This is a genomic window from Candidatus Brocadiia bacterium, assembly GCA_041658285.1.
GTDB lineage: Bacteria > Planctomycetota > MHYJ01 > JACQXL01 > JACQXL01 > JBBAAP01.
Window position 1 is genome coordinate 318,214 of record JBBAAP010000002.1, and the last position, 20,304, is coordinate 338,517.

Annotated in this window: 18 protein-coding genes, 2 tRNA genes and 1 pseudogene; 7 read left to right on the forward strand and 14 right to left on the reverse strand. The window is 49.6% G+C overall.

All coding sequences use genetic code 11. The annotated features are described in order from the left end of the window. Positions 1-23: 23 nt before the first annotated feature. The 7 genes and pseudogenes from WC980_03330 to WC980_03360 all read right to left on the reverse strand — a co-directional run bounded on the left by WC980_03330 (position 24) and on the right by WC980_03360 (position 6,184). On the reverse strand, positions 24-1,319 hold the full coding sequence (locus WC980_03330; GenBank protein ID MFA5794084.1) for a hypothetical protein: 1,296 nt from the start codon (positions 1,317-1,319) through the stop codon (positions 24-26). A 652-nt stretch (positions 1,320-1,971) separates the two neighbouring features. Then, positions 1,972-2,445 carry an rRNA maturation RNase YbeY gene (gene ybeY, locus WC980_03335; GenBank protein MFA5794085.1) on the reverse strand — a complete coding sequence of 158 codons (474 nt, stop codon included), beginning with the start codon at positions 2,443-2,445 and terminating at the stop codon, positions 1,972-1,974. Between the two features lie 7 nt (positions 2,446-2,452). Next, a pseudogene (gene prfB, locus WC980_03340) lies at positions 2,453-3,487 on the reverse strand (peptide chain release factor 2). A 416-nt stretch (positions 3,488-3,903) separates the two neighbouring features. Next, positions 3,904-3,986, reverse strand: a tRNA-Leu gene (locus WC980_03345). A gap of 112 nt (positions 3,987-4,098) precedes the next feature. Further along, positions 4,099-4,362, reverse strand: coding sequence for a GIY-YIG nuclease family protein (locus tag WC980_03350; GenBank protein ID MFA5794086.1), 264 nt, complete (start codon positions 4,360-4,362; stop codon positions 4,099-4,101). Positions 4,363-4,390: 28 nt separating this feature from the next. After that, positions 4,391-5,533: a serine/threonine-protein kinase gene (locus WC980_03355; protein MFA5794087.1), complete on the reverse strand. Its 1,143-nt coding sequence runs from the start codon at positions 5,531-5,533 to the stop codon at positions 4,391-4,393. 153 nt (positions 5,534-5,686) lie between these two features. Beyond that, the gene (locus WC980_03360; protein ID MFA5794088.1) at positions 5,687-6,184 is read right to left on the reverse strand and encodes a PilZ domain-containing protein; all 498 of its coding nucleotides are present in this window, start codon (positions 6,182-6,184) and stop codon (positions 5,687-5,689) included. A gap of 166 nt (positions 6,185-6,350) precedes the next feature. On the opposite strand from WC980_03360, the gene leuS reads away from it, so the two are divergent. The 5 genes from leuS (at position 6,351) to nusG (ending at position 10,676) form a co-directional block, all read left to right on the forward strand. Next, positions 6,351-8,843, forward strand: a complete 2,493-nt coding sequence (gene leuS / locus WC980_03365; protein MFA5794089.1) for a leucine--tRNA ligase — start codon at positions 6,351-6,353, stop codon at positions 8,841-8,843. 9 nt (positions 8,844-8,852) lie between these two features. Next, positions 8,853-9,533: a non-canonical purine NTP pyrophosphatase gene (locus tag WC980_03370; protein ID MFA5794090.1), complete on the forward strand. Its 681-nt coding sequence runs from the start codon at positions 8,853-8,855 to the stop codon at positions 9,531-9,533. A 42-nt stretch (positions 9,534-9,575) separates the two neighbouring features. After that, positions 9,576-9,649: transfer RNA gene (locus WC980_03375), tRNA-Trp, on the forward strand. A gap of 17 nt (positions 9,650-9,666) precedes the next feature. Continuing rightward, positions 9,667-10,122, forward strand: a complete 456-nt coding sequence (gene secE, locus WC980_03380) for a preprotein translocase subunit SecE (protein MFA5794091.1) — start codon at positions 9,667-9,669, stop codon at positions 10,120-10,122. Between the two features lie 23 nt (positions 10,123-10,145). Further along, a complete protein-coding gene (nusG, locus tag WC980_03385; GenBank protein ID MFA5794092.1) occupies positions 10,146-10,676 on the forward strand; it encodes a transcription termination/antitermination protein NusG in 531 nt (176 codons plus the stop codon). 63 nt (positions 10,677-10,739) lie between these two features. On the opposite strand, the gene gltA is transcribed toward nusG, so the two are convergent. The 7 genes from gltA to WC980_03420 all read right to left on the reverse strand — a co-directional run bounded on the left by gltA (position 10,740) and on the right by WC980_03420 (position 17,894). Further along, positions 10,740-12,152 carry an NADPH-dependent glutamate synthase gene (gene gltA, locus WC980_03390; protein ID MFA5794093.1) on the reverse strand — a complete coding sequence of 471 codons (1,413 nt, stop codon included), beginning with the start codon at positions 12,150-12,152 and terminating at the stop codon, positions 10,740-10,742. A gap of 85 nt (positions 12,153-12,237) precedes the next feature. Further along, the gene (locus WC980_03395; GenBank protein MFA5794094.1) at positions 12,238-13,107 is read right to left on the reverse strand and encodes a sulfide/dihydroorotate dehydrogenase-like FAD/NAD-binding protein; all 870 of its coding nucleotides are present in this window, start codon (positions 13,105-13,107) and stop codon (positions 12,238-12,240) included. Positions 13,108-13,197: 90 nt separating this feature from the next. Continuing rightward, positions 13,198-13,719, reverse strand: coding sequence for an O-acetyl-ADP-ribose deacetylase (locus WC980_03400; GenBank protein ID MFA5794095.1), 522 nt, complete (start codon positions 13,717-13,719; stop codon positions 13,198-13,200). A 69-nt stretch (positions 13,720-13,788) separates the two neighbouring features. Continuing rightward, positions 13,789-15,141: a C1 family peptidase gene (locus WC980_03405; protein MFA5794096.1), complete on the reverse strand. Its 1,353-nt coding sequence runs from the start codon at positions 15,139-15,141 to the stop codon at positions 13,789-13,791. A gap of 14 nt (positions 15,142-15,155) precedes the next feature. Continuing rightward, positions 15,156-16,283 (reverse strand): DNA recombination protein RmuC, encoded by a 1,128-nt coding sequence (locus WC980_03410; protein MFA5794097.1) that lies wholly within the window; start codon positions 16,281-16,283, stop codon positions 15,156-15,158. A 1-nt stretch (position 16,284) separates the two neighbouring features. Next, entirely contained in the window at positions 16,285-17,205 is a 921-nt protein-coding gene (locus WC980_03415) for a sensor domain-containing diguanylate cyclase (GenBank protein MFA5794098.1), read from the reverse strand. Positions 17,206-17,210: 5 nt separating this feature from the next. Continuing rightward, a complete protein-coding gene (locus tag WC980_03420; GenBank protein MFA5794099.1) occupies positions 17,211-17,894 on the reverse strand; it encodes a hypothetical protein in 684 nt (227 codons plus the stop codon). Positions 17,895-18,147: 253 nt separating this feature from the next. On the opposite strand from WC980_03420, the gene groES reads away from it, so the two are divergent. Beyond that, entirely contained in the window at positions 18,148-18,435 is a 288-nt protein-coding gene (gene groES / locus WC980_03425) for a co-chaperone GroES (GenBank protein MFA5794100.1), read from the forward strand. A gap of 128 nt (positions 18,436-18,563) precedes the next feature. After that, on the forward strand, positions 18,564-20,201 hold the full coding sequence (groL, locus tag WC980_03430; GenBank protein MFA5794101.1) for a chaperonin GroEL: 1,638 nt from the start codon (positions 18,564-18,566) through the stop codon (positions 20,199-20,201). Positions 20,202-20,304 lie beyond the last annotated feature (103 nt).

Here is a 20,304-nt window from a genome sequence, read left to right on the forward strand (position 1 = left end):
CCTGAATTTCATATTCATATTAACTAAAAATTCCTATCCGAAATAACACCGGCGCTGCCGGCTGTCGAAAATTGCATATAAGTGCGGTATCTGACCCTGACGCCGATGGTCCGGCCCCCGGAGATGTCCGTCTTTAACCGAACCACGATGAAATAATACTTGGCTGTGGTGTTTATAGTGTCGTTAGTGCCGATAATCGTAGTGCCCGATGAAAATGTGCCCGAGCCGAGCAGGGTATCGCCGATGTTCCAAACCCCGTCGCCGTTGGCATCCTTATAGACATCGACTGAATCAACGTCCGCATCCAGTGCCGTGCCGCGCTTGTCTACTTTCATGCTCGTCCACTGGGTCGTGCCGCTGGTAGTCTTCATGGCAAACTTCAGGTAGGCCTGGTGCGAACCGCGCTTGACCGGCGTTGCGGCGCTGACCAATGATTCCGTCGCCGAAGGTATCTCCACATTAACGCCGTAATTTGTCCTGGTAAAAAGTATCGATGTCCCGGTATTAACCAGGGCGGTATTGTACGAATACTTTAAATAGCGGGTGCCGTCCAGTTCTATCCCGATGGTGGCCGACGCGCCCCGGCTGATAGACGTCAACTCCAGCTTAGTGCCCGCTTCCCAATACTCAAACTTTGCATCCAGGTAATTGAATACGATATCGTTACCCTGGGTGAAAGATGTCACGCCGTTAGGCGATTCATAAATGATGACCTGGAAAGTAACCGAGCGCTCTTCCTCCTCACCCTCAAGGTAGGCCAGCATGGTATGATACATGTGGTAGTATGTGATGATCAACCGGCGATATGGCTCCGTGCCATCCATCCGGAACCCGACCCAGGAATCAGTGCCCATAACCAGGTCATCCCAATATGGATAAATGGTATACTCATAAGATGAACTGGGAATATCCTGATTGGCTGAAATTTCGGCCGGCGAACTCCAGCGGTAATGGACGATAAAACCGTTCTTGTAAATCCTGTATTGATAAGAATATAACGACGGGTTGGTGTCCGGACTATAGTCATAATAATTAAGCAGGGTTGGGCCGCGGCTGGTCGAGGCAATGTTGCCGTCAGCATTACAGTCCAAATTATAGGGGAGGGAAGTGGACGCGATTTGCGTGCCGCCCTTACCGATGATATCCACCCAACCATAGCCATAATTATCGGTGCCGCTCCCGGTAGCGGTCAACCGGTTATCACGGTAATAATAGGTCGGAGACCCAGCCCCGGTGCCCGTATTGGCATAGGCCAAAGTACCCGTTATCAGGCAAAATATCAAACTATATAAACCGCAGATTATTGCTTTATTCCTCATATCTCCTCCTTATTTATCTCTTATATTTCCCTTACTTAACCCCTTCGTTTCACTCTGACCCTAATAGATAGCAAAGGGTATGCCAATATAGAAAAGAAATGTTCGATAAATGAGTTTAATAGAAACACCATAAATAACCTCAAAATAGCTATTTTATCAGCTTTTTGGGCTGTTTTAGGCGTGATTTACCAGCTATAAATAAAACTATTTTCCCACCCAATGTTACGTTAATGTAACGTTTATTAACACCCCTAAAAAAGCGTTTCTGAGGGGTAATATAGAGGGTATTTTGTTACTGTTTTGTAATGGTTTTACCCCAAAAATCATGAAAATTATAAGGGGGGGGTACCTTACCCCCGTAGTATTACCATAGGCTCCCCCAATAGGGATGCCCTTACCCCCATATAGAGATAACCCTACCCCCTCAGGGGGATGCCCCTACTCTCCCTTAGGGGGTACCCTCCCCTCCCCCATACATCCCTTTGTTATTATAACTATACCCTGCCATCAGCATAGCCATTTCCGCTTACGTAATACCCTTAATAGACATCCTATACCCGACTGCTAAAACCGCTATACCCCCGGATGGATTAATTGAGCTGTGAATTACTGCGTAAGAATTTATTTGAATGCCTGGTTGAGATGAATCTGCCTAATCCAACCAACGGCTGGCCTTAGCCTGCCCAAAAATCTTGCCTAAAATTTCCCGTTGTCGCTCCCACATCTCCAGACTGTCCTTAACGCTATGGTCGTCATACCCCAACAGGTGCAGCAACCCATGCACGCAGTAAAGGACTATTTCGCCTTCCGGCGCGATCTTCCGCCGGTGCGCCTCTTGATATGCCTTCTCTATCGATACGATTATCTCGCCGAACTCGCCTTTCGAACCATCATCGCCTAAAGGGAAAGCAATAACGTCGGTTATCCGGTTTCTTTTCAGGAACCGGCTGTTAAGTTTTCGTATTAAGTCGTTATCTACCAGTACCAAACTTAAAATAATATTACCCTTGCTATTTATCCGTTCGGACCTGATTACCAGATTCAAAGCCCGCCGGACAAGAAACGCAACCCTGGCTTTATCTTTTCCCAAATAACGAGTAAGAAACTTGATATAAACTTTATTCATGATGGATTTACTTTTCTCTTTGTGCCTTCGTGGTCAGGAATGATTTTACAAAACCGCCTATCTCCCCATCCAAAACTTTCTGGGCGTTACCGGTTTCAAAATCAGTCCGGTGGTCCTTAACCATGGTGTAAGGGTGCAGAACATAAGAACGTACCTGGTATCCCCAGGCGATTTCACCTTTTTCACCGTAAATCTTCTTAAAAACATCCTGCTGTTCTTTGTGCGCCAGGGCGTTAAGTTTCGCGGCTAGCAGCTTCAGCGCGGTGCTTTTGTTCTGGTGCTGGGAACGCTGGCTCTGGCATTGGACAATCAGTCCGGTCGGCAGGTGCGTGATACGCACGGCCGAAGCCGTTTTGTTGACGTGCTGCCCGCCCGGACCGCCGGCGCTGTAGGTATCAATTTTTAGTTCGTTCTCATTTAAGGTTATTTCCTTCTCCTCTATTTCCGGGACTACGTCAACTGCCGCAAAGGAAGTATGCCGCCGCTTATTGGAGTCAAAAGGTGATATCCGGACCAGCCGGTGTACGCCAATTTCAGATTCAAGGTGACCAAAAACATAATGGCCTTTGATATAAAGAGTAGCCCGCCTGATGCCCGCCTCGTCGCCCGGCAAGGAATCAATCAGCTGGGCGTTCCATCCCCGGATGTCGCAATACCTCAAATACATCCGCAGAAGCATGGCCGCCCAGTCACAGGCGTCCGTTCCGCCGGTGCCGGCGTGAACGTTCAAGAACGCGTCATTGCTGTCGTTCTGACCGGACAGATATGAACACAATTCCAGGTCCGCCACCTGAACCGACATCCGCTCTAATTCTTGCGTAATATCGTTAAGTGATTTATCGTCCTTATCTTTTTCAGCTATTTCAACCAGCCCAATCAAATCGCCCATGTCATTAAGAGCTTTTCGATACGGCAAAACTATCTCCCTGGTGTATTTGAGCTGTTCGACCTTTTTGCGGGCTGATTCCTGGTTATCCCAGAACCCGGTCCGGGACATTTCTTCTTCCAGATGTTTTAAGGTTGATATTTGGCTGGTGATGTCAAAGAGAACTCCCGAGCGTGTTAAGGCGTGATAGCAATTCCTCGGCGCGGACCATCAACAAACTCTTTGGCATATATTACCTTTCAATAGCTGTTATATCTGCACCCCGTATTTATTATCTAACCCCGCTCTTTGCACCGCAAAAAGCGGGATAAGAAACCATAACTCGTTGAGCTCTATTCTAACCCGGTTGTTTCACAACTGGAGAGCGCAGCCTCCTTTAGGGTAAAAAGTTCTAACCTCGCGGAGTTTATCCTTATAGGATGCTTCGCTATCCCACTTTAGCAAGGCCTAAATAATTTCTAACCCCGCTTTTTACACCGTAAAAAGCGGGATAAGAAACTGTAACAGCCTTCGGCTTAACAGTTTCTAATGGGCTCGCCCAGTTAGAGGTAAAGATTACCTTTACCTCTAACTGGGCGAGGAGGGAGTTGAACCCTCACGGGGGTGACCCCAGTGGTTTTTGAAACCACCCTGTCTGCCATTCCAGCACACGCCCCGTTAGAGGTACCCATATTCATGGTTACCTCTAACGGGGCACGCCCCGATGGTTACCTCTAACTGAAAACATCACGTTAGAAAAACTATAATTTCGTTTTAACCACCAGAGCTTATTCCTTGTCAATATTCAAAAACCCTTTTAACCTATTCTTAATATATCGTTTTCCCATCCCGCTTTTAAGGTATCTTTCCCGATCTAACGCATCTTCCTGATTAAAACACACCTCGTAATATATAATCCTAAACGGCCCTCTGTTCTTAGTAGATGCTACCTGATTACTATTATGCTCCGATAAACGCCTTTCTAAATTCTCAGTATATCCAGTATACAAACCACCGTAATTCTTACTCTGTATTATATAAACGTAAAACATTTATATCATTCCTCTAACGGGGAATGTCTTACCGTTGAAATCTTCGGAACTTCCTCCTTACTCCGCCGGTAGCCCGGGACAGTCTGGATGCCACCCTGATGTGCGGCCTGGCCGGTTGCGATTTAATCAATATCTGACCGCTCATAACCGCGTATAAATCCTGCATCAACTCTACCGGTTCCTGATAGCGCTCGTCACGATTCTTGGCCATCATTTTCATTATAATATAATTAACCGACGGCGAAATATTGGCATTACGCTCTATTGGCTGCAGCGGATTCTCGTGAATATGTTTGGTAACAACCTCCAGCGCCGTGGCGCCGCGGAACGGTAAATCACCCACCACGCAGAAATAAAAAGTCACACCCAATGAGTATATATCGCTCCTGATATCCAGATCCTCTCTCCGCTGAGCCTGTTCGGGCGAAACATAGGCCGGCGTCCCGGCCAGTATTCCCTTGACCGCGGCCGAGCTCTCGGATTCCGATATGGCAATCTGGGCCAGGCCTAAGTCGCACAGTTTTGCCTTTTCCTCAATATCAACCAGAATATTCCGCGCTTTGATGTCCCGGTGAACTAAACTGTATTTGTGCGCGTGTTCCAGAGCCTGAACAATGCTGTAAATTATCCGCATCGCCCTCTGCTCATCCAGCGCTCCCTCGCGCTTGACCATATCTTCAAGCGTCAATCCCTCCACAAATTCCATCACAAAATAATATAAGCCCTGAAAATCTCCCACGTCGATACCCTGAACTATGTTCGGATGGTTCAGCCAAGCCGACATCCGGGCTTCCTTGAAAAATCTCTTAATGAACTTATCATCATCAGAAAGCTGAGGCGACAGGACCTTGATTGCCACTGTCCGGCCCATACTCAACTGTAAAGCCTTGTAAACCACCCCCATTGCCCCCTGCCCAACCTTGTTCAATATCTGATACCCGGGCAATTCGCGGATGCCGCCTTCAATACCCTGAACCCTAAAAATATGCCTGACTTGTTGCTCAGTCAGATAACTTTTATCAATCATTATCTCCCCAAGCTTCTTGGACTTAACACCCATGTCACGGATTTTTTGCTGAATCTCCACGCATTCGTTAACCCGTTCCAGCGTGGTGTAAAGCAGCTTTATCGCCAGTGAACCGAATGACAAATCTTTTTTTTCTTCAGCCATATTTTTTACTAACCGTTCCCGCTACTGCGGGATGGCGCTCCGCGGACACAATCCATACGACTGAGCATAGGCTTATCACAAAATAGAAAAGTGTCAATAAAATCGGACAGGATTGCAACAATCAGCATAAGTTTCCCCGCGCCGGCTTATTTCTCAATGCCGTTCAGACCACAACCCGATGCTCATAGGCGCGTTAACCCCTTTTTTGTGGGCATACTGGCAAACCGGGCAAACGAACTTACTTCTGGGCTTACCCAGTGATTTTTTGATTTGACGCTCCATATTAGCCTGGTTACCCAGAAATTTAACCAGGTTCTTGATCCGTTCGGTCGCTTCGGAATTCATTGAAGTAAACTTAACACCCACTTGGTAATTGTCAAACGGCTTGAACAGTTTGGACCAGACCACATATCCGCATACCTTTAGTGGCTTAGCGCCCAGCGCCGGCACGCTGATGTTAAAAGATATTTTCTCGCCCAGTTCCTGCTTGTCTTTATCAAGCAACTTCACCCCGCTGGTGCTGATGTTGATAATAGGCAGAATCTTTTTGTTATTAAGAAAAGCAAATAATCCACCCGGAGCCGATATCGCTTTGGCGCCGACCAGCCCGTAACGTGATTGCTGACGCTTATTGGATTTGCGAGTCGTCATATCATATGCTCCTTTCATTTTATCAATAACCTTATTGCCTTATCGTTTTTTAACATAGCCCGATATAAAGTCAAGATATATTATCACCGGACAAACAAATCATTTATAATATAAATACTTTAGTATAAGTTGACAAACCTAAATTATGTACTATACAAGGCCTTTTATGAAGTACGATTTTAATACCGTTGAGAAGCGCTGGCGGGAATACTGGACCAAAACCGGGTTATTCAATACCAACCCGAACCCGACCAAGAAATTTTATATGCTGGAAATGTTCGCCTATCCTTCGGGCGATATCCACATCGGCCATTTCCGAAATTACACCATCGGCGACGCCTATGCCCGCTACAAAAAAATGTCCGGATGCGACGTAATGCACCCGTTCGGATGGGATGCTTTTGGATTGCCGGCCGAAGAAGCGGCTATAAAGCATAAACTCCATCCCAGGGAATGGACGCTTAACAACATTAACACTTCCCGCGATACGCTTAAAACACTGTCTATCAGCTACGATTGGAACCGAGAAGTAATCACCTGCCTACCGGATTATTACAAGTGGACACAATGGATTTTTACGGTGCTTCATAAACGCGGGCTGGCCTACCAGGCCGATTCGCTGGTCAACTGGTGCCCGTCCTGCAAAACGGTCCTGGCTAACGAGCAGGTAGAAAATGACGGCACCTGTTGGCGCTGCCACTCAATAGTCGCTAAAAGGAATCTTAAACAATGGTTCTTCCGCATCACCGATTATGCCGAACGCCTGCTGAAGGACATAGATAAACTAACCCAGTGGCCGGAGAACATCAAAGCCATGCAACGCAACTGGATCGGCCGGAGTGAAGGAACAGAAATAGTATTTCCTATCCCTGACCAAGAATATCGGCTTCTGGTATTTACTACGCGTATCGATACTGTTTTCGGGGTAACCTTCGTATCCATCGCGCCGGAACACCCGCTGGCCCTAAAAATCACCAACCCACAGAATAAACCGGCGGTCGAGGCATATATCAAGAAAACATCCGGTAAAACCGACTGGGAACGCTCGGCCGAGGGCGAGAAAGACGGCGTTTTTACCGGCACCTATGCGCTGAACCCGCTTTCGGGAGAAAAGATTCCCATCTGGGTGGCGGATTATGTTCTACCCCATTACGGCACCGGAGCGGTCATGGCCGTACCGGCTCACGACCAGCGTGATTTTGAGTTTGCCAAAAAATATAATCTAACCGTCAAAATTGTCATCAACCCCAAGAACGGAAAACTGGACGAGCCGCTCAAAGAAGCTTATGCTGAACTCGGCGTTATGGCCAACAGCGGTCAGTTCAGCGGGCTGACATCAGAACAGGGCATCGCCAGAATCACCGAATTCTTGATCCAGAAAATCCAGGGGAAAAAGAAGGTCAATTACCGCTTGCGCGACTGGCTGATATCACGCCAGCGATACTGGGGCGCACCGATACCAATGATTCACTGCGCTAAGTGCGGCACAGTTCCGGTGTCGGAAAGTAATTTGCCGGTTCTCCTGCCCGATGATGTCAAGGATTTTATTCCCAAAGGCCGTTCGCCGCTGGCCGACGTACCGACATTCATTAATACCAAATGCCCCAAATGCGCCGGCCCAGCCCAACGGGACCCGGACACAATGGATACCTTTGTCTGCTCGTCCTGGTACCATCTGAGATATTCCGACCCGCGCAATGATAAACAACCATTCAGCAAGGAAGCGGTAAACAAGTGGCTGCCCATAGACCTGTATGTCGGCGGCGCTGAACACGCCTGCGGCCATCTGATATATTTCCGGTTTATCACCAAAGTGCTCTTTGATGAGGGCTGGCTCAAGTTCGACGAACCAGCCGCCCGCCTCTTTAATCACGGCATGGTCCTGGACGAAAAAGGCGAGGTTATGTCCAAATCCAAAGGCAACGTGATCTCGCCGGCTGACCTCATCCGTCAAGACGGCGTAGACGTAGCCCGGATTGCCATGTTCTTTGCCGCGCCGTCCGAGGCAGAAATACTCTGGAACGATAGCGGTATCGTAGGCGCCCGGCGCTTCGTGGCCCGCCTGTCCGAATTGATTCAATCAACATCGGATATCAAGAAAGATGCTTCCCTGGACGATACTAAACACCTGGTCAGCCTGGCCGAGATGGATAAATTATACCAGAAACTAAACCAAACCATTAAGCGGGTAACCGAAGGTATCGAAAACCTCCATTATAACACGGCTATAAGCGCAATTATGGAACTGGTTAACCATATGTATGAAATAAAAAACCTGCTCCGCCACCCAACCCGGACGGCTGATTATTCGGCGCTGGAAAACCTTATGGCCAAAGCATCTCGAACCATAATCCTGCTGGTTGCCCCATTCACGCCGCATCTGGCCGAACAGTTATGGGAGTCTATCGGCGAGCGGCCCAGCGTATTTAACCATAAATTCCCCGGATACAACCCGGAAGCCCTTAAATCCAAAGAGACTGAACTGGTTATTCAGATAAACGGGAAAATCCGGAGCCGGATTACCGTTCCGGCCGAGATGCCCGAAGTTGAGGTGAAAGCCCTAGTTTTGGCCGATGAGAAAATAGTTCAGATTCTCAAAGACACCCAACCGCGTAATGTCATCATCGTGCCGGGGAAACTGGTCAACATTGTGATATAACCCGCTTATATGCAAATCGTCATCGGAACCAAAAATAAAGGCAAAATACGCGAAATCAATTCCATCTACCGCCAGTGGCTGGGGAAAAGAGCTTCTCCTTTCCGGCTAATACCGTTAAATACTTTTCCAAATGTTCCGGATGTTCAGGAAACCGGCCGCACCTATCTTGATAACGCCCGTAAAAAAGCGCTATGCTGGGCCAGATACACCAACCGGATAGTTTTAGCCGAAGATTCCGGGATAGAAATTGAGACCCTAAACTGGCGCCCCGGCATTTACTCCGCCCGGTTTGCATCAAAAGATATGCATCATAATGCCACCGACAAAGAAAACCACTCTAAACTTCTGGCTGAACTGGCCGGGCTGAGGCGAAACAAACGCCGGGCGCGCTACTGCTGTACAGCAGTCCTGGCTTGTCCTGAGGACTCAGTCCGAAGGGCCCATCCATCAAAAGGCATCCTTTTTGAAGCGGAAGGAATTTGTTATGGCTATATAGCACAAAAGCCCGCCGGTTCAAAAGGTTTCGGATATGACCCCGTATTCTGTCCGGAAAAGAAAGCTTACGCATCTAAGACATTCGGCCAGCTGCCGGCATACATCAAGAATCGGCTCAGCCATCGGGGCAAAGCCATCAGAAAAATATTCCAAGAATTATCTAAAATCCTTGACACTGCTTTAAAACCACACTAATATGACCGGTTCTTATATGAAAGGGGATCCATTGGGCTTTATAGGTCAGTAGCTCCAATTGGTAGAGCGCCGGTCTCCAAAACCGGATGTTGGGGGTTCGAGTCCCTCCTGACCTGCAGTCGTAAATTAAAATATGAACTTATCGTTTTACAAAAAAGGCCAGGGAATGATATCGCGCATCGCGGCCTGGATATTCCTCGGCGCGTTTGCCATGTTCGGAAGCATCTCGCTTTATATATTTATCCCCAAAGAGGATATGTCGGTTGACCCGCCGATGGCAACATTTTGGGGCAAGGAACTCTTGAAAATCCCCTTCTTTGACGTAACCATCGTTCTGGGGCTGATTATCTCTCTGGTGTTTTTTGCCGTCCTGCTCTTTTTAATCTACCTGCTTATCATCAATAAACCCAGTAACGCCGATTACCTGATTGAAACCGAATATGAACTGCGCAAAGTTTCCTGGCCGCCTTCATATGAATACTGGGGCTCATCGGTAGCCGTAATTATCTCGGTAGTAACTATGGCCATGTTCCTGGTAGTCATTGATTTAGTCTGGTCCAAGGTAATGCAACTTATAAAACTTCAATAGTAATTCAAAGGTATTATATCATTATGAAAAAGTGGTACGTTTTAAGGGTTCAGGTGGGCAAAGAAGCTAACGGGAAAGAAGCCCTGGAAAGAAAGATTCAAACTCATTCCCTGGACCAATCCATTACTAAAATCCTGGTGCCCAAGGAAAAGGTCACCGAAATCCGCAGCGGCAAGAAAAAAATAGTCGAACGCAAGCTCTATCCGGGCTACCTGATTGTCGAAATGGAATTGAACGACCAGACCTGGCTGGCCGTACGCGAAACACCGGGTATCGGCGATTTCCTAGGCGGACGCAAGCCCATCCCCATGTCACAACCGGAAATAGACCGTATGCTTATGTCCGGCTCAACCGGCCCCGAAGCGGAAAAACCAATAATCAAGATTGCCTTTAAGAAAGGTGAAAATGTCCATATCAAAGAAGGGCCTTTCGAGAATTTTAACGGCACTATTGAAGAAATCATTCCGACCAAGGGAATGGTTAAGGTTATCATCACTATCTTCGGCCGGGCCACTTCCGTGGAATTGGAACACTGGCAGGTAGAAGCCACCTAAAATTAACTACGTAATCCAACAGGCACTGAGAATTGTCAAACCGGCTTAACCACTAATTCCCTATCAAGCCGTCAGGAATTTATCAATGGACCTGGATGCAATCTTGCCCTGGCCCATGGCCTGAATCACCGTAGCCGCGCCGGTAACGATATCGCCTCCGGCATAGACACCCTTCTTGCTGGTAGCCAGGGTTGATTCATCGGCATCGATATTACCCCACTTATTAAGCTTGATATCCGGCGTGGCCTTAAGAAGCAACGGGTTTGGTCCGTTGCCGATGGAAACGATGACCGTATCTACCGGCATCTCGAATTCCGAGCCCTTAATCGGAACTGGTTTTCGGCGGCCTGATTCGTCCGGCTCGCCCAATTCCATACGGATGCATTTGATAGCCCGGACCCATCCATCCGAATTGCCCAGGATGGCCACCGGGTTAGTCAGCAGTTGAAAATCAATTCCTTCTTCGCGGGCGTGGTGGATTTCTTCCTGACGGGCCGGCATCTCGGCGTCCGAGCGCCGGTAGACGATGTAAACCTTCTCCGCGCCCAACCGCAACGCCGTCCGGGCCGAGTCCATGGCCACGTTACCGCCGCCGAACACAGCCACATGCTTGCCCCTGGCAATGGGCGTATCATATTCCGGGAATAGATACGCCTTCATCAGGTTCGAACGTGTCAGGTATTCATTGGCCGAATAGACGCCATTAAGGTTCTCACCCGGGATATTCATAAACAACGGCAATCCGGCGCCGGTGCCGACAAACGCCGCCTTAAAGCCTTCGTTAAACAAGTTATCTATGGTGGCAACCTTGCCGATGAGCATATTGAACTCTATCTTTACGCCCAGCAGTTTCAGGTAATCAATCTCGGTCCGGACGATTTCCTTGGGCAGACGGAATTCCGGGATGCCGTAAACCAGCACGCCGCCGCCTTTATGGAGCGCCTCGAATATGGTCACGTCGTAACCTTTAAGAGCCAGGTCGCCGGCGCAGGTCAGACCAGCCGGGCCGGCGCCGACAATGGCCACCATGCGGTTCTTTTTGTCCGCGATATCCGGCACCTTGACCAGATTATTCTTGCGCTCGTAATCGGCTACAAACCGTTCCAGCGCACCGATGGCCACGGCATCGCCTTTCTTAGACAGGATGCATTCCTTTTCGCACTGCCCTTCCTGCGGACAAACCCGGCCGCAGACTGCCGGTAAGGTGTTGGTCTCTTTTATCTTGTAAGCCGCCTCGGCGTATTTGCCTTCGGATATAAGCTTTATGAATGCGGGAATATTCACTTCTACCGGACAACCCTTGACGCAGATCGGACGCTTGCACTGTAAACAGCGCGACGCCTCTTTTAACGCCAGTTCCGGCGTGAACCCAAACGGCACCTCATCGAAGTTACGAACCCGGTCCAGCGGCCGCTGTTCGGAACCCTTCTGCCGCGGTATCTTTTCCTTGGGCTTAGGTTTATTTTCTTCTGTCATATTTATGTCTACAGCCTATACTCTGGCAGTTTTATGGCGCCTTTGACGCCAGAATTACTGCCAGGTATAGTCGGCTGATAACAGCCTACTTCGCCTGTCTCTGCGCTTCAATGGCCAGGTCAATGCAACTCGGTTTATGCAGGTAACGTTCCAGAGCCACCTTTTCATCCTTAATGTAAGTCTTCAACCGCTTTGATAACTCGTCAAAGTCAACCTGGTGTCCGTCGAATTCCGGGCCATCCACGCAGGCAAATTGGGTCTTGCCACCCACCGTCACCCGGCAGACGCCGCACATCCCGGTGGCGTCAAGCATAAGCGGATTAAGCGAAACCAGAGTTTTCAAACTATACTCCTTGGTTACATTACAAATAACCTTCATCATCGGCACCGGCCCGATGGCCACCACTAAATCAATCTTTTCACCACGCCTAACGACTTCCTTAAGCATATCAGAAGTAAACCCTTTTTTGCCGTAAGAACCGTCATCCGTTCCAACTATCAATTCATCCGATGCGGCCCGCATTTCCTTTTCCAGTATCAATAAGTTCTTGGAGCGCGCCCCAATGATGGAAATGACCTTATTACCGGTCTGGCGCATGGCTTGGGCAATGGGATGGACCGGCGCGATGCCTATACCGCCGCCGATGCAAGCCACGGTCCCAAATTTCTCAATATGTGTCGCCCGACCCAATGGACCGACCAAATCCGTAACATATTCACCCTGGTTAAGGCGGGACAGCTTCATGGTGGATTTACCAACTGCCTGGTAAACTATTGTCACGGTTCCCTTAACCGGGTCGGCATCGCAAATAGTCAGAGGTATCCGCTCACCTTCCTCGTCTACCCTGATAACCACGAATTGCCCTGCCTTACGGGACCCGGCAATCCGGGGCGCCTCCAGCACCGTCCGGTATACGCAGTCGGAAAATTGCTCCCGTGACAAAATCTTAAACATCTTATGCACACCTTTGAGATAAAATTCACGAATGAAACAAGTTTTTTATAAATTGCGGAGTGCCTTGTCAAGGATTATGAATTATTTACTTTATCCCTGTTTAATAACTTTTACAGCTGTCAGATATGCATTGTATGTGATATCATCAAAACAGGCGATGATTACCCGCTCAATGGTTTTATCATGATCCAAAAATTTAGTTATCTCCGACACGGCGATCGGAGCGGCCCGCTCCAGCGGAAACCTGTATGCACCGGTGCTGATGGAAGGGAAGACAATGGTCTTTATCCCGTGCTTGACAGCCAGAATCAGGCTGTTGCGATAACACTGGGCCAGGAATTCATCCTCATTGTGTTTGCCGCCGTCCCAGGCCGGTCCGACCGTATGTATCACCCACTTTGCGGGCAAGTTATATCCTTTGGTTATTTTGGCCTGTCCGGTCCGGCAGCCGCCGAGGGTCTTGCATTCGGCCAGCAGTTCCGGCCCAGCCGCCCGGTGGATGGCGCCGTCCACACCACCGCCGCCTAGAAGTGTCGTATTAGCGGCATTAACAATGGCGTCTACCTCCTGATGGGTGATATCGCCCTTAACAACAGATATTATGTTTGCCATAGCAGTAATAAGCAATACGAGATGCACGATGCACGTATCGTGGATCGCATATCCTGCATCATGTCAACTTTACCGCATTATCGCCAGCGAGCCCATCGGATCCCAGGGGTTCAGAACTACCGGCTTTTCTTTGTATATATTAATGAGTTTAGGCGACAGGTATTTCTTGGACACAACCACCTGATACATATACTCGTTGAACCAGTCGTCGCTCATCACGAAAAATCCCTTATCGCCGACCTTATCGCTCCAGGAGTTTTCCACCTTCCATTTGGTCGGCTTGCCGTTAACCAGGTTAACGCCGGTAAAAACCATGGCGTGGGTCATCAGGCTGTCGCCGTAATCCACCCGCTCGGCCTTATCCATCCCAAATCTGGTGCCCAGCAGTTTATCCAGCTCAAACATTTTCGTATCCATAATACCGATATCGCGCTGCAGCATCTTGCCCACGTCGCAACCGAACCAAACCGGCTGTCCAGCCTTGATTGCCTTTATCGCCGCCTCTTTAATCGTTTCGATATCAACGTTAAGATAACGAACAATATCCCCGCCCCGGACATTACCCAGATACTTGACCGTATACATCTTATTATATGGCTTGTCGGACGTCGGGCAGTTTATCAGGCTGGCCATATCGTCCATATCGATATTGACATATTCCTTATAGAAACTCTGGGACGTCATTGGCTTCGGTTCCCGGTGGAATTTATCCTTCTTGTCGCGGTATTGCCAGCTGAACTGTTTTGGCGGCTCGCCGAAATAAACCACCAGCATCCGGTATATTTCTGACATCATATCTTCCTTCCGGGCCCTAAGTTGGAATACCGAAGCGCCCTTCCGGTGCATCTGCCTCAATATTTTGGCGTCTTCGCGCAATTTCAGAGTGACATAGTAGTTGACGTGCCCGGAGTTGCTACTGTTAAAACTTTCAGGCATGACCGTTTTGGGCACCGCGCCGTAACGCTTTATCAGGTTGGCAAACATATCCCACTGCCCGCCATCACTCAACGGCCCGGCCAATAACCACATGACTATCCGGCTGTGGATGTGTTCGTCGCGCGTCTCGATGATATTCTCCAGGAAATAGTTGGCCTTTTCCAGCTTGTCGAAGAAAAACGGATAACTCTGGGACAACTCGAAGTTGGCCAGGTTCATCTTCTTCATAGCCCGGACCCGCATAGTGTTCAAGGCCGCAAACATCCAGCACCGGCCGCTGGCCATCTGATTGGTAATAGTCCCTACCTTGGTGGTGTGCGAAAACGTAAAGTCGGTCCCGGCTACCACGTCGCGGTTGATGGCCACCTCGGGCAAAGCCGTCTTGGTCACGGCGTTGCGGGCCATCCGAACCAGCGGGTCGGAATTAACTACCGTATGGTATTTACTTAACAGTTCATCACTCAATACGCCTGGTGTTTTTAACATATTCATTTCTCTTTCTAATTTATATCCTCATCAATATCCTGATTATTGTCGTCATCCAGTAACGGCAGTTCTTTGATGCCCTTCTGCCGGCGCAAATCGTCTATTTGCCTTAAAGGACGCTCCAGTTGCTTCTTGCGGACAGACAGCAGGCTGTCAAACTCCTCTTTAGCCTCGTCAATCTTCTTGCCCATCCGGTCAAAAGACTTTATAAACGCGTCCCACTGCTTGCCGAAAGAGGCCAGCAGTGCAATGATGTCTGATGCTGTTTTCTCCATATTGAAATTATCCACCGCCTGCCTGATTATGGCCAGTATGGCGTAAAGCGTTACGGGCGAACAGAGTATAACCTTGTTTCTCAAGGCTTCGTCAAGCACGGTGGTGTCGTTCTCATTAATAAACCCATAGACCTGTTCGTTGGGAATGAAAACCAACACATAGTCCACGGTCTTTTCCTCCGGGTTGATGTAATCCCGGGTGGTCACTTCCTTTATGCGCTTCCTGACATCCTTGAGGAACATCGCTTTATAGTTGTCCTTATCCGCTTTGGACTCAGCCTCAAGACAATGCATGTAATTATCCAACGGAAACTTGACGTCCATATTAACCTTTAACCCTTGAGGCATCAGGAACGTAAAATCCGGCCGGGAGCCGATATTCTCGATGGTTTTCTGCTTTTGGTAATTGACGCCTTCCAGAAACCCGGAAACGCGCAGGACATCCTCAGCCATACGTTCACCCCACTGACCGCGTGCCCGAGAATTAGCCAGCGCCGTCCGGAGCTGATTTGTAGTCTCCTGAAGCTTGCAAGTCTGCTCAACCGTATTCTTAATCTGATTAGACAGCTCGCCGAATTGCTGCTTGCGGTCTTTCTCGAAATTAGTAATAACCGACTGGACGTTCTGCAAATCAGACTTCATGGCGCCAAGCGTCTGGTCAATCAGGTTTTTCTTCTCATCCAGCTCTTTGGCGCCCATTTGGGTCTGTTTTGATAATGTATCCAACGACAGAGCTCCGAACGAGTCCTTAAGCCGGGCAACCAGCGCTTCCATATCAGGCGGCATCTGCGCCTGGCGCCGGTAAATCAGCGTTATAGCCAGGACTATGGCCGCGCCAATAATCAATCCGATTAATAAATAAGCCATACTATGATACCTCCGCCACCGCGCAGGTGGTCACTCGGTTACGGCCGTCCGACTTGCTCCGGTAAACCAGCTTGTCCGCCCGCTTAACTAGTGATTCCATCGTATCGCCCGTCCGGGCTATGGTTGCGCCGATGGAAACCGTTACCTTAACAGTGTTATTACCAATAGAAAAACTTGACTGTTCCACAAAAGCCCTGAGCTTATGGGCAATTGAATAAAGATGCTCCTGATCCACGTTAGGCACTATAATGACAAATTCGTCGCCGCCCCAACGTCCGACCAGGTCGGACGGCCTTAGAACGTTGAGCATGGTCTTGGCCGTCATCTTAAGTATCCGGTCACCCACGTCGTGTCCGTAGGTATCGTTAACAGATTTAAAATAGTCTATATCAACAAAAAGTATCCCGAAGGCCAGCTCGTAGCGGGACATCTCGTTCAATTTGGTGTTCAGATGAATTTCGGCGTAGTGCCGGTTGCCCAGTTCTGTCACCGGGTCAAGCAGCGCCAGCCGCCGTAGCTCAGATACCTCGCTGATTAAATCCTGGCGCCGGGTATTATCGCTGAATATCTCGATGGCGCCGATGACATTACCGGACTTGTCCCGGAGAGGAGAAACCCGGACCGACACCGGCACCCGGTAGCCGTCTTTGTGATGCAGGAACACCTCGGCCTCATGCCCCCGGCATTCGGACATACTGTGGAACAGCGGACACTGGCCGGTGCACAGGTTATGGCCTTCATCATCAATATGCATCAGGATATTGTCCGAACAGCGTCTACCAACCACCTCGGCGCTGGTATATCCGGTAATCCGCTCGGCGCCCTTGTTCCAATAAATAATCTGGCGCTCCCGGTCCACGAAATATACGCCGTCGTAGAGGTTGTCCAGCAGAACCTTATAATCGTTACTGTCTAATTGCATAGCTGTTATTTTGCCCCCTCCATCTGGAATACCGGCACCGGATGCTGTTCGTCCCAGCCGGCACGCTCGGACTCGGGCGGAAAGCGCCAGAGCGGGAAACGTTCCAGTAGTTCTTTCTGGCAACTGACGCAGAATGTCACCGTCCGGCTCTGCGGATGCATGATGCACACCCGGTCGGTGTTGTATTCATCCTGCAGCCGGAGCATTGAATGCCCGAACTCGTGAAAAATCCCGGCGGCCAACACCTTGACGCCCATACCCGGCTTACCCATCTTCTTATCAATATCCAATAGATTGGTATTAACCGTGAACGGCCCGCCGAATTGGGCGTGTCCGCCTAGCTTTTCCAGCTTCTCAAAATGGATATATCCATCCTGCGAATTATTCCTGAGCCAAACAACATCAAGCTTAATATTTCCGCAGGTCGCCTGCCAGAGCAATTTGGAGAACTGGGTCATCGACTCGTTTATCTTAGTCAAGGTCTCCGAATCGGCCTGGTATCCCACCGCTCCGGTCATGGTCAACCCAACCGGCGACGCCATTTGGGTGTAATCGGCATGCACGCCTTGGGCATCAAGAATATCAATAACCACAGGAGCAACGATAGGTTTATCCACCTGCGCCGCACCGCCCGAGCAACCGCCCAATAAAACAACCGCCGCAATAATCACCGTGCATCTCTTTAGCATAATCATATCCTTTCCATACAAAAATGTTAATTATAATAAACCACATCTTTAAGGCAACAAAATCCGGCCTCAGCCTGAAGTCTGTTCCCAAGGCACCTCTGCTAAGAATCTGATTAGCTAACAAACTCCCCTGAAAATAAAAATAAATACTTGACATAATCCCAAGACTTTATATAATTACCGGCCTTTACCCAATGTCGGGGAACACAAGAAGAATGTAACAAATTTAGTGCAGAAGGAGGTTAAGGAGACTATGAAACTGAGACCGTTAGGAGACAAAGTGATAGTGGAGAGGTTGGAATCAGCCGGCAAAACCAAGGGCGGCATCGTCCTGCCCGATACAGCTAAGGAGAAACCCAAGGAGGGGAAGGTTATCGCTGTCGGTGAAGGAAAACTATTAGACGACGGCTCCCGGGCAAAACCATCGGTAAAGAACGGTGACCGCATCGTGTTTTCTTCTTTCGCCGGTAACGAAATCAAGCTGGAAGAAAAAGAATATTTGATAATGTCAGAAGACGATATTCTGGCTGTGTTAGACTAAAGCATCAGTCCAGCTCTTTCTGAAGAAAAAGCTGGATAAGACCCAGTGAGCGCCATAAGGGCGCCATGACGCTTCGGCGCCATAACCCCGCAAGGCTTAACTGGCTCTAAAAGGAGGATTAAAACACTATGGCTCCCAAAAGAATAGTTTATGATCAGGAAGCACGCGAGGCAATCAAGGAAGGCATCAAGATACTGGCCAAGGCCGTCAAGGTCACGCTCGGACCGCGCGGTCGTAACGTCATCCTGGAAAAGAAGTTCGGCTCACCCACCGTCACCAAAGACGGCGTGACCGTAGCCAAGGAAATCGAGCTCAAGGACTCCTACCATAATATGGGCGCCCAGATGGTCAAGGAAGTCGCTTCCAAGACATCCGACGTAGCCGGCGACGGCACCACTACCGCCACCGTTCTAGCCGAAGCCATATTCGTGGAAGGGCTCAAGAACGTCGTAGCCGGCGCTAACCCGCTGGCCCTGAAACAAGGCATCGAGAAAGCCGTCGACAGCATCGTGGACGAGCTGAAAAAGATGTCCGTCAAGGTCAAAGGCAAAGAGGAAATCGCCCAGGTCGGCACCATCGCCGCTAACGGCGATAAGGAAATCGGCAATATGATTGCCGAGGCCATGGAAAAAGTCGGCAAAGACGGCGTTATCACCGTCGAAGAAGGCAAATCCACCAAGACCGAAGTCGAATGGGTCGAAGGCATGCAGTTCGACCGCGGTTACATTTCGCCTTACTTCGTGACCGACCCGCAAACCATGGAAGCCGTCCTCGAAGACGCCTACATCCTGATATACGAAAAGAAAATCTCCAGCATAAAGGAAATGCTCCCCTTGCTGGAGAAGGTAGCTAAGAGCGGCAAACCCCTGTTAATTATCGCTGAAGAAGTCGAAGGCGAAGCCATCGCCACGCTGGTAGTCAACCGCCTCCGGGGCATCCTCAAATGCGCCGCGGTTAAATCACCCGGCTACGGCGACAGGCGGAAATCCATGCTCGACGATATCGCCATTCTGACCGGCGGCAAACCGATATTCGAAGACTTGGGCATCGAACTGGAAAAGGTCGGACTGGATTCCTTAGGCCGGGCCAAGAAGATTATCATCGACAAAGAAAACACCACCATCATCGAAGGCGCCGGTTCCACTCAGGACATCCAGGGACGCATCCACCAGGTGCGCAAGGAGATGGAAACCACGTCGTCCGATTATGACAAAGAAAAGCTCCAGGAACGCCTGGCCAAGCTGACCGGCGGCGTAGCCAAGATAAACGTCGGCGCGGTGACCGAACTGGAGATGAAGGAAAAGAAAGCCCGCATCGAAGACGCCCTCCACGCCACCAAGGCGGCCGTGGATGAAGGCATCCTGCCGGGCGGCGGCGTAGCACTGCTGCGCGCACTGTCCTCACTGGATAAGCTCAAAACCACCGGCGACCAGAGCACCGGAGTGGATATCATCCGCCGGGCTCTCGAAGCGCCCATCAAGCAGATATCCGAAAACGCCGGCATCAACGGCTCCATCGTCGTCCAGCGCGTCCTTGAAGGAAAAGGCGCATTCGGATTCGATGCCGACAAGCTCGAATACGTAGATATGATGAAGGCCGGCATCATCGACCCGACCAAGGTGGTCCGCTCAGCCATCCAGAACGCCTCAAGCGTCGCGGCCCTGCTGTTGACTACCGATGCCATGGTGGCCGAAATCAAGGAAAAGAAAGACGCGCCTCCGATGCCTCCGGGCGGCGGCTACGGCGGTGAAGAAGGAATGTACTAAGAGCCACAGATTTCACAGATTACATATTAAAAAATTTGTGGAATCGGGTAGAAAAGATTATTAATACGCCTCCCCCGATAATATCGGGGGAGGCTGTTCTTAT

What these genes read in the sequence shown, in the direction of transcription:
- WC980_03330 (MFA5794084.1), bottom strand. Translation starts at nt 1,319, where the DNA reads ATGAGGAATAAAGCAATAATCTGCGGTTTATATAGTTTGATATTTTGC.
- ybeY (MFA5794085.1), bottom strand. Translation starts at nt 2,445, where the DNA reads ATGAATAAAGTTTATATCAAGTTTCTTACTCGTTATTTGGGAAAAGAT.
- WC980_03350 (MFA5794086.1), bottom strand. Translation starts at nt 4,362, where the DNA reads ATGTTTTACGTTTATATAATACAGAGTAAGAATTACGGTGGTTTGTAT.
- WC980_03355 (MFA5794087.1), bottom strand. Translation starts at nt 5,533, where the DNA reads ATGGCTGAAGAAAAAAAAGATTTGTCATTCGGTTCACTGGCGATAAAG.
- WC980_03360 (MFA5794088.1), bottom strand. Translation starts at nt 6,184, where the DNA reads ATGACGACTCGCAAATCCAATAAGCGTCAGCAATCACGTTACGGGCTG.
- leuS (MFA5794089.1), top strand. Translation starts at nt 6,351, where the DNA reads ATGAAGTACGATTTTAATACCGTTGAGAAGCGCTGGCGGGAATACTGG.
- WC980_03370 (MFA5794090.1), top strand. Translation starts at nt 8,853, where the DNA reads ATGCAAATCGTCATCGGAACCAAAAATAAAGGCAAAATACGCGAAATC.
- secE (MFA5794091.1), top strand. Translation starts at nt 9,667, where the DNA reads ATGAACTTATCGTTTTACAAAAAAGGCCAGGGAATGATATCGCGCATC.
- nusG (MFA5794092.1), top strand. Translation starts at nt 10,146, where the DNA reads ATGAAAAAGTGGTACGTTTTAAGGGTTCAGGTGGGCAAAGAAGCTAAC.
- gltA (MFA5794093.1), bottom strand. Translation starts at nt 12,152, where the DNA reads ATGACAGAAGAAAATAAACCTAAGCCCAAGGAAAAGATACCGCGGCAG.
- WC980_03395 (MFA5794094.1), bottom strand. Translation starts at nt 13,107, where the DNA reads ATGTTTAAGATTTTGTCACGGGAGCAATTTTCCGACTGCGTATACCGG.
- WC980_03400 (MFA5794095.1), bottom strand. Translation starts at nt 13,719, where the DNA reads ATGGCAAACATAATATCTGTTGTTAAGGGCGATATCACCCATCAGGAG.
- WC980_03405 (MFA5794096.1), bottom strand. Translation starts at nt 15,141, where the DNA reads ATGTTAAAAACACCAGGCGTATTGAGTGATGAACTGTTAAGTAAATAC.
- WC980_03410 (MFA5794097.1), bottom strand. Translation starts at nt 16,283, where the DNA reads ATGGCTTATTTATTAATCGGATTGATTATTGGCGCGGCCATAGTCCTG.
- WC980_03415 (MFA5794098.1), bottom strand. Translation starts at nt 17,205, where the DNA reads ATGCAATTAGACAGTAACGATTATAAGGTTCTGCTGGACAACCTCTAC.
- WC980_03420 (MFA5794099.1), bottom strand. Translation starts at nt 17,894, where the DNA reads ATGCTAAAGAGATGCACGGTGATTATTGCGGCGGTTGTTTTATTGGGC.
- groES (MFA5794100.1), top strand. Translation starts at nt 18,148, where the DNA reads ATGAAACTGAGACCGTTAGGAGACAAAGTGATAGTGGAGAGGTTGGAA.
- groL (MFA5794101.1), top strand. Translation starts at nt 18,564, where the DNA reads ATGGCTCCCAAAAGAATAGTTTATGATCAGGAAGCACGCGAGGCAATC.